This window comes from Streptococcus pluranimalium (assembly GCF_047785705.1).
Taxonomy (GTDB): domain Bacteria; phylum Bacillota; class Bacilli; order Lactobacillales; family Streptococcaceae; genus Streptococcus; species Streptococcus pluranimalium_A.
On sequence record NZ_JBLOJV010000045.1, the window covers coordinates 1 to 10,892 of the forward strand.

At 40.6% G+C, this 10,892-nt stretch carries 13 protein-coding genes and 1 pseudogene; all 14 read right to left on the minus strand.

Features of this window, described 5'->3' with window-relative positions; translation table 11 throughout:
• A pseudogene (locus tag ACMZ6Z_RS08405) lies at nt 1-277 on the minus strand (CHAP domain-containing protein); the annotation flags it as partial.
• Between the two features lies 1 nt (nt 278).
• Entirely contained in the window at nt 279-2,630 is a 2,352-nt protein-coding gene (locus ACMZ6Z_RS08410) for a VirB4-like conjugal transfer ATPase, CD1110 family (protein ID WP_416132112.1), read from the minus strand.
• On the minus strand, nt 2,587-2,940 hold the full coding sequence (locus ACMZ6Z_RS08415; protein ID WP_001097580.1) for a PrgI family protein: 354 nt from the start codon (nt 2,938-2,940) through the stop codon (nt 2,587-2,589). Before ACMZ6Z_RS08415 ends, ACMZ6Z_RS08410 begins: the two co-directional genes overlap by 44 nt.
• Before the next feature lie 61 nt (nt 2,941-3,001).
• The gene (locus ACMZ6Z_RS08420; protein ID WP_024380768.1) at nt 3,002-3,856 is read right to left on the minus strand and encodes a conjugal transfer protein TrbL; all 855 of its coding nucleotides are present in this window, start codon (nt 3,854-3,856) and stop codon (nt 3,002-3,004) included.
• A gap of 18 nt (nt 3,857-3,874) precedes the next feature.
• On the minus strand, nt 3,875-4,117 hold the full coding sequence (locus tag ACMZ6Z_RS08425; RefSeq protein WP_074415222.1) for a hypothetical protein: 243 nt from the start codon (nt 4,115-4,117) through the stop codon (nt 3,875-3,877).
• Nucleotides 4,118-4,134: 17 nt separating this feature from the next.
• Nucleotides 4,135-5,952 carry a VirD4-like conjugal transfer protein, CD1115 family gene (locus tag ACMZ6Z_RS08430; RefSeq protein WP_367985957.1) on the minus strand — a complete coding sequence of 606 codons (1,818 nt, stop codon included), beginning with the start codon at nt 5,950-5,952 and terminating at the stop codon, nt 4,135-4,137.
• Nucleotides 5,952-6,440 (minus strand): hypothetical protein, encoded by a 489-nt coding sequence (locus ACMZ6Z_RS08435; RefSeq protein WP_172052111.1) that lies wholly within the window; start codon nt 6,438-6,440, stop codon nt 5,952-5,954. The genes ACMZ6Z_RS08430 and ACMZ6Z_RS08435 overlap by 1 nt, the downstream gene beginning before the upstream one ends.
• A 77-nt stretch (nt 6,441-6,517) precedes the next feature.
• Nucleotides 6,518-7,102, minus strand: a complete 585-nt coding sequence (locus tag ACMZ6Z_RS08440) for a CPBP family intramembrane glutamic endopeptidase (protein WP_416132113.1) — start codon at nt 7,100-7,102, stop codon at nt 6,518-6,520.
• Between the two features lie 2 nt (nt 7,103-7,104).
• Nucleotides 7,105-7,338 carry a hypothetical protein gene (locus ACMZ6Z_RS08445; protein WP_002935120.1) on the minus strand — a complete coding sequence of 78 codons (234 nt, stop codon included), beginning with the start codon at nt 7,336-7,338 and terminating at the stop codon, nt 7,105-7,107.
• Between the two features lie 8 nt (nt 7,339-7,346).
• A complete protein-coding gene (locus tag ACMZ6Z_RS08450; RefSeq protein WP_238712650.1) occupies nt 7,347-7,730 on the minus strand; it encodes a hypothetical protein in 384 nt (127 codons plus the stop codon).
• Nucleotides 7,731-7,740: 10 nt separating this feature from the next.
• Nucleotides 7,741-8,169: a hypothetical protein gene (locus ACMZ6Z_RS08455; protein WP_011922469.1), complete on the minus strand. Its 429-nt coding sequence runs from the start codon at nt 8,167-8,169 to the stop codon at nt 7,741-7,743.
• Nucleotides 8,153-9,508: a DNA (cytosine-5-)-methyltransferase gene (dcm, locus tag ACMZ6Z_RS08460; protein WP_416132114.1), complete on the minus strand. Its 1,356-nt coding sequence runs from the start codon at nt 9,506-9,508 to the stop codon at nt 8,153-8,155. The genes ACMZ6Z_RS08455 and dcm overlap by 17 nt, the downstream gene beginning before the upstream one ends.
• Nucleotides 9,509-9,656: 148 nt before the next feature.
• Nucleotides 9,657-10,475, minus strand: coding sequence for a replication initiator protein A (locus ACMZ6Z_RS08465; protein ID WP_416132115.1), 819 nt, complete (start codon nt 10,473-10,475; stop codon nt 9,657-9,659).
• Nucleotides 10,472-10,645, minus strand: coding sequence for a hypothetical protein (locus ACMZ6Z_RS08470; RefSeq protein WP_277290645.1), 174 nt, complete (start codon nt 10,643-10,645; stop codon nt 10,472-10,474). The genes ACMZ6Z_RS08465 and ACMZ6Z_RS08470 overlap by 4 nt, the downstream gene beginning before the upstream one ends.
• Between the last annotated feature and the right edge of the window lie 247 nt (nt 10,646-10,892).

Genomic DNA, 10,892 nt, shown 5'->3' on the forward strand with positions numbered 1-10,892 from the left:
TCTTGATTTCCTTTACCTTCAACAGTCTAGGAGACACATAGGTAATTTCTTTTAGGAACTTCTCTTCTGCTTCCTTTTGGCTACTGAGTAGATTTTCTTTTAACTCTGTTTTCTTTCCCTGAAACAGAGAATTTTTGGCTGATTTCCGAAATCGTCCTTTTTTAGGAACAGTCTGCTTTAAGGCCCTAACTTCTTTCCGATAATGCATACGGGCTGATTTTAAGTTACTTCGAAAGTTTTGCCTAGCCTGTTTGACTAGCTTTTTATCCTCTTTCATCTCATGTCCTCATTTTTTCAGGGTCCGTACTCATGATGTCAAAGAGCTTGGTGTGTTGTGGAATCTTATTCTTGAATGGGACAACGGTGGAACCGGCCTTAATTAAGCCTGCCCCTTTTTCAGGATTAACTAAGTACTTCTCCAGCTCTTTAGAAAGCCCAAGCATATGTACCAATTCTTCGCGATCGCTCTTGGCCTGTTTTAAAAGAATCATAAACTCGCTATTGGCAATAATGCGTCTGCCATTAGCATCCAAAAGAAGTGTCTCTACATTTTGAGTAATGCCTGTCGGTATCGCCCCATACTTACGGACACGACTCCAAAGTTTAAAGAAGAAATCAGAGGCATATTTGTCCAATAAGAGTAGCTGCATTTCATCAAAATAAATCCAGGTCTTCTTCCCTAGCTTTTGGTTTTTGACCACCCGATTCCAAATTTGGTCAAAGATAACCATGAGGGCAATCTGTTTTAATTCATCGCCTAACTTTTTGACATTGTAAATCAGGAAATGACTGTCTGTTTTAATATTGGTCCGATGTGAAAATATGTCCAGCGACCCTTCCACATAGAGTTCCATATCCAGTGCCAAGTCCTTAGCTTCCTGTTCAGGTTGTTGAGCTAAGACAAAGACCCATTCGACCAAGGACGGTGTGTCAAAATGCTTATAGGTGAGTCGTGTCACACGGTCAATCAAGGACTTCTCACGACCATCCATTTTGCGGTCCAGGAGCTTTCCTATCCAAGACAAGAGAAATTCTGACTTGACCTTGACTGGATCCTCATCCATATTCTCATCGGATAGATCGAGGACATTTAAGAAGGTAGTAGAATCTGGGGCAATATCAATACTTTCTCCACCAAAGGCTTGACCGATAATACTGTACTCATTTTCTGGGTCAACAATAATAATTTCAGTTTCACTATCTGCTTCCTTGAGCTTAGTAGAGATGATTTCATGTTTTGTCGCCATTCCTTTACCAGCTCCAGAAGTCCCTAAAATCAAACCTGACGGAGTATTTAACTTGCCACGGTCAATACTGATGATATTACTTGAGATTTGATTGATCCCATAAAATTTCCCACCCTTGTCCTGAATATCAACGGAAGTCCAAGGTGCATTCACGGCAATGTTTGAAGTCAATAGAGACCGAGAAATACCTTCAAGATAGTTCTTCCCAAATGGCAAGAGACTATTAAAGGCAGCTTCTTGCATATAGGTCAAATTATCAATAATCATATCATTAGACCCTGCAACTTGCTTGATAATATCAAGAGATTGTTTGAGTTGGTCTTCAGTATCCGCCAGCACTCCAATTAGAAATACGGTGTCAAACAGCTTATCTCCTGTTTGGGTCATGGTTTGAAGAAGAGCCTCAGCTTCATCGATGTTGTTTTCAAGAACATGGCCGACCTTTTCCAAATAGATGCCTGTCCGAGCCATCTTTTGTTGTTCCCCAATCTTTTGCGATTCCATCAAGGTCTTCTTGGTTCGTAGCTTGGTCATGGTTTCAGACTTGGTAGAGCCTTTAGCATGTAGACTAATCATCACTTCCAAATCTGACTGTATTAAGTCTCGAATAAATTTATCCCCTAGCTCCATACCATAATCACGAACATAGACAATCTGTAATAATCGATCGTCCAATTCAATGTGATTCTTGTGTTTAAAGGAAAGGTAGGTTGGGGCAATAAAGTGTTTGGTGGATTGACCTGAGAGAGTCAAATCCTTGTAAGAGAACGGTAAATGATTTTCACCTCGTAACATATCCGCAAGGACATTCACTCGCTCCTCTCCACCAAGTAAACCAAGAGATACATCAATCTCTGAAAAGCCACTCTTGAAATATTCCCCAATCTGTGACAGAGAACGAAAAGCTAGTTTTGGTGTTTGGTCGCTCTTGCCAAATGAAAGAAACTTGACAGCTGAAAAATTGTTCTCACCCGCCTCTAAGTTGGCATCCATCATGCGATTCAATTCATCACGATAAGCATCAAACCCATCTTCCTGCAAGGGATAGAGAATACTCTTACGGAATTTTTCCAGATTGAGCTTTTGATTAAAAATGGTCAGTTGGAAATTTGTCTTATCATCTAGTGAATTGATTAAATCCGAATATTTCTCAACAATAGCTCCCTTATCGTCTAAGCCAACTGTTTGATAATTAACATCTCCTAAGAGATAGGTTTGTGAGAAATAGCTTGGGCTGACCTGCATAAGGCCATTCTGAAAAAGCCCTTGATAGGCTAACGTATTTACGGTAGAAGGTCTGATCTCCTGCTTCTGTGTTTTCGTCTTTTGCTTTTGGTCATTAGAAGGTGTCTTTGGTTTCATTGAGTGTTTTAATTTTTTCACGTTGGTCTCCTTTTCTTCCAGTAAATGTGCGGTCTGGCACCGTTAGTTCATAATGAAAACGGTACTTGAGGTAGGTTTCAAATGGTAAATCGTTGGGGCGATAGACCCCAAATAACATGAGTGGAATGGTAAAGCTAAAAACAAAACCATAGACAAACCAATCCCCAAATTGCCAGTAAAATAGGTTCAAGCCCAATACCAAAATGGTTAGGGCGACGGCTGGAAATACAAAAATAACCTGTCTAGTTGTAAATCCCAGCCATGCCCTGTGTTGAACCTTTGAAATGTCCTTAAAGACACGAGTGTTCATAAATGTTCTCCAATCTAAGTAAGCTATAAAAAGAGGAGGCGGGCAATTTACTCCCATCCTCCTACATCCCCAAAATACTTCGGGCGGTCCGTTGACTGCCAACCAAGGCAATGATTAACAATATGGCCTGTACCAAGCCACCAAACATAATGGCGAGTGATTCCATAACTCCAGCTCCATTTGATACGGCAATCTTTCCAGCCGATTCAAACAAGGGAACAAGAGATACAATTAGAAAAATCAAAATACCTTGAACGGCATAGACCATGATGTTTTTAAGGTAACCAATCCCAACACTTCTCCAGTCATCACTAAGGAAGGTCGGAATGGTAACAGGGGCAAAAGGAATCATCAGATAGAGTTGGATAAAGCGAATGGTAATCAAGATATTGACAACCATGATGCTGGCCATTCGTACCAACCAAATGAGAATCGCAAAAAAGCCAATAATCATTTTTCCTACAATTCCAGATCCCTTAATGCCTGAGATGGTATCATAATTAGCACCACCATTCGTGACAAGACTTGCCACTTGTTCAATAACATAAGAGGCAATGGCAATAATGGCTTCCACAATAACCGTCGTATTGGTAATCACGACCGCGACCATGATGTAGCTGACAATCATAGGTGCTATGGCTTCAAAGGTCATTGCACCACCTGAGTTTGCGATTTTCTTGGCCATTTTTGAAAATTCGAGTACGAGAACAACCGCAAGAATAGCTACTCCCAAGGGCTGCATAATCCCCTTGGTAATGGCTGTCATGTAAGACCACACCGTCGGATTAAAGTCCGCTAGTGATTTAACTAGGTTAGCGGTTGATTCTAAATCCACTTGAAATCCTTCAAAAAGGCTATCGCTAGATACTTTTTCAGAGGCTAGAAATACAAAAGGTGACGTAAAATTCATTATCATGTCATATGCTGTCCTCCCTTAAATGGTAATCTGAGTCACAAAAGCACCCGCGGCTCCCACCATGACGCCACCAACAATTTCTAGAATGGCATTTCGGACACCTGGCCCACCATCTTTAATGTTGGTGGAAAGGTTGATAATGCCCATGACAACAAGAAAGGCTCCTACTGCAATTAAGCCTTTTTGTAATAGAGACATGGCTTGGGAGAACATGGAGCTGGCGTCCACTCCGTAAACAAAGCCTGATAGTGTTTGATTCATATTATTCCTCATTTCTATTAATGTAGTGTCGTTTCTGTGCTTAAATCCCTTATTTTATGGCCTGACAAATCTACCTCTTCCTCAGCGGTTAGGGGATTGATGCGATAATGCCACCAGCGTTCATCAGTTTCCTTATCCGAAAGCCATTTCCAATTCTTATGTTTGAGTGGAAAATATTTCTTGGTTCGAAAAACAGGAACCCCTGCAATGCGTACAAGACACTCATCTCGTTTCATATTCCCGACTTCATCAGCCGTCATCAAGTCACGGGCAATTTTCTGGTGAGAGGTAGAACTTGAACCTGTTTGCCCAAAAGAGCGACTGGTGCTTCTGACATCAACGGTTTGTTTGCCTAAAAGTCCACTCATAAATTTGAAAGTTTCCTCGTCATTCCCACCCAAATAGAGGAGACTGTCACAGTTCCCCAGTATAGTTTTCCAAGCCTCTTTTTCCTTATAAAGTCCTTGGAGTTGAGCAATATTTTGCAAGATTGGAACTAGACTCATGTTCCTAGAGCGAACTGTTGAGGTTTGTTCAGCAAAGTCTGGGATTTCTCCGACATTCGCAAACTCATCCAGATAGCTTCTAACATGAATAGGCAGTTGCCCTTTAAAGTCCACATCAGCCTGTCTGGTCAAAGTGGAGAAAACCGTAGAGAAAAATAATGCAGATAGAAAACGAAAGGTCGTATCATTATCTGGAATAACAAGATATACCATGGTCTTTTGAGTGCCCCACGTTTTCAAATCCATAGTGTCTTTTTGCGTCAAATCAATCACCGATTGAATATTAAAAAGGGCGAACTTAGCGGTCGTCACAGCAATGACCGAATCCAAGGTCTTGTCCTTGTAGTTCTGAAAATCCGCCCAGTTTCTCATGGTAAAGTTCTCGTGACCATATTTTTTAGCATAGTCTTCAAACAGGACTTCAAGAACACTTTTGTCCTGATTGTCTCCCTTTGATAAGAGTTTGATGAGTTTCCCAATCTCAGAAAAGGCTGGATAACGGCCACGCTTACGTCTTGCTTCCTGCTCTTGCTTGGAACTTCCTGGAGGATTGTAAAAATCTACCAAATAAGAGGCAATAGCTCTCACCAATGTCATAGAAGCCTCGTCCCAAAATGGATCACTGCGAGAACCATTTCCTTTGGTATTATTAAAATAGACCGTTAACATACGGTTCAAATCATTCTCTGTTTCTACATAACGAAAGGGATTAAAACCGTCTGAATTGGTCATATTAACCAAGTCTAAAACCTTGACCTGATAACCGTTTTCTAAAAAGAGTTTACCTGTCTTCTCAGCCAAATGGTCTTTCGGATCTACGACAATATTGGAACAGTTAAGTTGGATAAGGTTTGGTTTCACAAAGCGAAAGGTCTTACCTGCCCCAGAACCCCCAATGACAATCAAATTTTTATTTCGGTCAAACTGGGGTTTCTTCTTTTCCAACAAGGTTAGACGAACATCACGAGCCAAAATCGTGTCATTGAAAGGATTCTTACTGTAAAAGTTCCGCTTTTCCTTACTGGTTCCAAATCGTGCAGAACCGTATTCTTCCCCTTCTCGATAGACCTTCTGTCCTGTTGAAACATAAAGATAGATTAACATCATCGTTAGAATTCCAAGGATAAAGGCAAAAAGAGATTTTTGAGTAAAAGTAAAAAGCCATAAAGGATTGAAAACCTGATTTAACCCCTCTCCTAAGAGGTAGGCTAAACGTTCCATAGGTGGGACATTGGTTAAACTATCATAGAGTAGGGTTAGACGATGGCAGAAATAGCCAAAGGCAAGACCCAAGAGTCCAAAGACAAATGCTTTTTGCCTGGAATACATTACAAGGTCACCTCCTTGGTTTTGACTGCCGAAGGTTCTGTCACTCTAATTTTCTCTTTGGCCAGTTCTATCTCTTGGTCCAAGGTTTTATCAAAGGTTAAACCTTCTAGCTTCTCTGGATTAGACATCAGTTTCTTCAACAATTCATCCAAGTGATGATCGAGCAAGGTCTTATCCTTGGCATAAAAGTAGAGATAGTCTTTTTGCCAACTAATTGCGATTGGCAGTTTTTCTGACTCCATTAACTCCTTGAATTTCTCAACATCAATTGGCTTATCTAGGATGTCTTTACTAACATCAATCGCTTCAATGGCGTAAGGGCTTTGAAGGAGTTCTTCCAGTTTTTGAACCCCAATCTTATAAGCTGAATCTTGAGCTAAGGCTTGCCTAGCCGACCATTCTAAGAGCTTTAAGAAGGTTCTGACTGTCAATAAACTACTTCTTTCCACGTATTGCATCGCTTGACGTTCTTGTTGTTCAGATGACATGGTGACCTCCTCTTTTTTTCGATTCCCTATCAAACATAAGGTGTTTCCATAATACGGAAGCACTCTTGATTTTGGTATCACAAGAAAGTTACGACATAAGCCAAACTATTCCAAAGTAAATGTAAGGCGATTGCCGTCATACAATCAGTTTTCAATCGAACAGCAGCCAAGGTCAAGCCAAGACAGCTATACATGAACCAACTCCCTATCTGATTGGGTCCATGGGATAGAACAAAGAGAAAACTGGTCACGCCTATTTGTACAAAAGGGAATGTCAATTTTTCCCATAGCAACTGCCTATAAACAATCTCTTCAAGGATACTTGCATTGACCAGAAACAATAAAAAGATAATAGGAGGAACCTGTTTTCCTACTTGTACCAATACCGCTTGATTCCTAGTCTGAACTGGAAATAGGAAGCTGATGAAGACTGCAAAAGCAACCATACACACAAAACCAAGAAGAAACCATCTTAGGCGATTTCTCAAGGTCATATTTTTTGCTTGAAGAGTTTTATGACGGCCAATCTCTAAGCAAGTCACACTTAATAGGACCAATTGTAGCAAGACTATACCCTCTATTGTCAGATACTCTTTCAGGTATAAACTCACCAGAAGACCGTTAAGCTGTATGGCTAGATAAAACAACACTATCCTTATCATTGTCACCTCTTGAATAAATCTTCATAATCAATTTCTAAGACTAGAACAATACGCTCAACCCATCTTGTTTGTGGCATCAGGCGATTGGATTTGTAATGTCGCAGTTTTTGATAGAGGCGATTAAACTCACTTGGATAAACATATTGACCGTTGAATACTTTGCGAGCTAGTTCTGCCCAAGTGAGGTCTTTTTCTGCCAGAATGATTTCTAAATTGTCCCAAAATCGTTCATTCATCTTCACACCTACCCTGTCACCTGTTTCATCAGACTAGCCTGAAACAGCTCTTCTTTTACCTGTCTGGGAAGAAAGGTTCGCACTTCGTCTAGCCCAATAGCTGGATAGACATGATTCTGACAAACAATGAGTGGCAACCGAAGATTCTGGTCTGGCTTTTGGAGAATGAGCTGAATCATTTCATTCAAACTTATCGTATATTGACGCTTAAAGCGAAGAAATCGTGGCGACAATAACTCAAAACAATCCATTGTTTTGGCAAAGAGTGACAGTAAGATTTCACGGTTTACATCACACGCTTTTATACAACGATAAGTCACACCATAGGTCGTCAAAATGGTTAGTAAATCTTGATTTGTATTGGCATTATTTCCTAGATATACCTCAAGCATAGGCTCCTCCTTATAGGGTTAGGCTATTTTCAACTGTTGGTTCAGGAGTTGAGAAATAGCGACTCATATCAATTGGCATCCGTCCTTCACCAAAGCACTTGACCGTCACTAAAGTCGTTAAAATGCCATCCTTTCCTCTAGCAGAATAATTTTCACCAAAGGCACGAAAGGCCAGGTGATTGTCTTTCGTCAGTAGTGTATCTACACCATTTTTAATATCCCTAGTTTCCATAAAATCCGAAATCCGATGAAGATTGGATTCGTAGAATAGGGGATCATTCATCTCTTTGTGGTAATCATCTTCAAAAGTCACCTCAAAGTCACAATCAAAATTGGGGAGCGACAGTATCTTTTGTAATAACTGATTGGTTTCAACTTGGTGAATATGTTCTTCTAATTCAGTACAATCTAGGATACTTTTCTTATGTAGTAGGTTCATGTTTTTCTTCCTCTTCCGTTCTTCTAAATTCTCTGGCAATGGCTTCAATAACTGTGACAGTCACGCTATTGCCGGCCTGTTTGTATAGTTGGCTCTTACTAGAAACACTCTCTGCTCTTTCATAAGCCCAGTCAGGAAAGCCTTGAAGTCTGAAACACTCTCTTGGTGTCAGTCGTCTTATTTTCAGGCGATAAAGTTTCCCCTCTAAGACAATGCCTGTGACTTCATACCACTTATCCTGTCGATATTCCAGAGCAGCAACCACCACTCCCATATTGTCTGAAGTCGTTAGAGTATTTGATATTCCCTTTCCCACTCGTCCCCTACGTTTGGTTGAGTCTGGATAAGCAAGATTGACAGAGTCTCCAAGAGTCGCCTTTGCGTACCCTGTTTTTGTGGCTTCCTTGATTTTCAGAAATGGCAGCTCATCCCTCAGCAAAATCTTTGGCACCTTGTCTCCACCTTGCATGGTGGTCAAGGTCGGTGACAAGCCAGAAGTGTCGAATACTCTTCCAGTCTGGTCAAAGTTAGTCGGCAGATTTCCTGCGACAACAACTCCGTGTCTGTCTTGACTTGTCAAAGTAAACATAGGGTCTTGATTGTCCTTAAATCGACGACCATGTTGCCGTTTTTCTAGTCTATCTGGTGTTAAGACTGGAATGGCGATTTTAGCTCCCTCTCCTTTACCTCTTGTTAGTGTAGGAGCAAGTCCACTCGTCAGATAGACTTCACCATTCAAACCACGTTTAGAGGGATTGATATTTCCTAGCCTTTCAAGATGAGCTGGGCTGTTTTCTCTTCTGAGAGGAAATATGAATCTGGGACGGTATCTTCTAGAATGTCCGATAATAAAGACCCGCTCTCTGTTTTGCGGGACTTGGAAGTCCTTACTGTTAAGCACCTGCCATTCGACATCATACCCCAATTCATCCATCGTGGAGAGGATAGTGGCGAACGTCCGTCCCTCGTCGTGATTGAGTAGGCCTTTGACGTTTTCCAAAAATAGAAAACGTGGTTGGATTTGTTTGGCCGCTCGAGCAATCTCAAAAAAGAGAGTCCCTCGAGTATCTTCAAATCCCAGTCGTCTGCCTGCGAGTGAAAATGCTTGGCAAGGAAATCCCCCGCAGATGATGTCCACTTGCCCTCTAAATTGTCTAAAGTCATGGTCTGTGACCTCTTTAATGTCATGGTATTCTATTTCCCCTTCTGTGTTAAACATGGCTTTATAAGATGTTCTAGCGAATTTATCAATTTCACAAAAGCCCAGGCATTTATGACCCTGTGATTCCAACCCTAGCCTAAAACCACCTATCCCAGCAAATAAATCTAAAAATTTCATTTTTCCTCTCTTTCCAACTAAAAAAGAGCCTTACACTTGTAAAACTCTTGCCTATATATGATCATCCATTTCTGGTGCACGGATGATTTCAAAAATCAAAATGACGATAGAAATCAGATAGATTCCACCTAGTATCCACCAAATCAACTTAATCACCTCCCTTTACTTCTTGTCGTCTCAGTTGCTTGGTCCACTCTGACAGCACACCATTAAATACATATTCAGCTATTACTTCCGCTGACCGAGCAAATCGCATATGTTCCAATGCATACTGATAACGGTCACTAAAATAAATCATGGCATAGTCACTAGCTGACTGAGATAGACCCGTCTGTCTTAACTGGTCATGAACCAAACCCCAAATATAGTCTCGATCGTACTTGGTCACGCCATCGACTTTTGAAGTAAAGTTCTCTTCTTGTTTCTCATCTACCAGCTGCCTCTCCTCCTCGTCCTCAATAAGGAAATCACTCCCTTTAGTTTCACTATATTTAGTCTCACTTCCTTCAGTCTCACTAGGGGCTGAATTTAAGACCGGCCCCGTCTTTCTTTGAGACCCCCCTAGTGTTTTTTTAACACTAGCCCCGTCTGAATGTAAGACTGGGGTAGTTTCATGTTCTAATTCCCCCAAGTAAATTTTATTTGCCATTTGACCTTTTTCGCTAGAGGACTGTTGGACTTCATCAATTAAGCCATATTCGCGTAAGGTTTTCTTGATAGAGAGTAGTTTTGACTTTGAACAGCCTAATAGTGCCATCAGATTTGAATTGGAATAAATCAAATAAATAGCCCCATCCTCATCAATCCAACCTTTACTCAAAGACAACTCCAACCGATCTTTTAAAACCGCGTAGGCTACCTTAACCTCCAGCTTCATATCCTTATAACGTTCACTCTCAAACAAAATTTTAGGGAGTTTATAATATCGCTCTGATGTCTGATACTGATCAGCAGTAATACGTTTCATGATTGTCCCTCCAAGACTAAAATTTCAACATTTCCAAATTCATCAAATCGGATTAAACCTAGTTGCTCCATTTCATCAATTAGCTGAGTTGCTTTCACAATATCAACTCCTAAGATAGTCACGAGATGACACATCACGATTTGGCGTGATGATTGTTCCTTCTTTTTCATGAATTCCTCCTTAAAATAAAAAAACGAGAACACTTATTAAAATGTTCTCGTTGAACTATTATATTTTATGACGTATCTATTTTTTGTCTACGCAGTCGACATCCAAACAGACATTCACATCAATGTACTTTTTTTGAACCTTTTTTATGTCAAAATCACTCTTTTCAATAAAGACAAAATGCTTGAAAAAGTGCTTAAAATAAAGGATTTTTACCCGTTGCTTCGTTGTAGCAACACTACGCACTCC

Coding starts and splice junctions, on each gene's coding strand:
- ACMZ6Z_RS08450 (WP_238712650.1), bottom strand. CDS start 7,730: ATGCTTGAGGTATATCTAGGAAATAATGCCAATACAAATCAAGATTTA.
- ACMZ6Z_RS08425 (WP_074415222.1), bottom strand. CDS start 4,117: ATGAATCAAACACTATCAGGCTTTGTTTACGGAGTGGACGCCAGCTCC.
- ACMZ6Z_RS08445 (WP_002935120.1), bottom strand. CDS start 7,338: ATGAATGAACGATTTTGGGACAATTTAGAAATCATTCTGGCAGAAAAA.
- ACMZ6Z_RS08455 (WP_011922469.1), bottom strand. CDS start 8,169: ATGAACCTACTACATAAGAAAAGTATCCTAGATTGTACTGAATTAGAA.
- ACMZ6Z_RS08420 (WP_024380768.1), bottom strand. CDS start 3,856: ATGATAATGAATTTTACGTCACCTTTTGTATTTCTAGCCTCTGAAAAA.
- ACMZ6Z_RS08470 (WP_277290645.1), bottom strand. CDS start 10,645: ATGAAAAAGAAGGAACAATCATCACGCCAAATCGTGATGTGTCATCTC.
- ACMZ6Z_RS08435 (WP_172052111.1), bottom strand. CDS start 6,440: ATGTCATCTGAACAACAAGAACGTCAAGCGATGCAATACGTGGAAAGA.
- ACMZ6Z_RS08415 (WP_001097580.1), bottom strand. CDS start 2,940: ATGAACACTCGTGTCTTTAAGGACATTTCAAAGGTTCAACACAGGGCA.
- ACMZ6Z_RS08465 (WP_416132115.1), bottom strand. CDS start 10,475: ATGAAACGTATTACTGCTGATCAGTATCAGACATCAGAGCGATATTAT.
- ACMZ6Z_RS08440 (WP_416132113.1), bottom strand. CDS start 7,102: ATGATAAGGATAGTGTTGTTTTATCTAGCCATACAGCTTAACGGTCTT.
- dcm (WP_416132114.1), bottom strand. CDS start 9,508: ATGAAATTTTTAGATTTATTTGCTGGGATAGGTGGTTTTAGGCTAGGG.
- ACMZ6Z_RS08430 (WP_367985957.1), bottom strand. CDS start 5,952: ATGTATTCCAGGCAAAAAGCATTTGTCTTTGGACTCTTGGGTCTTGCC.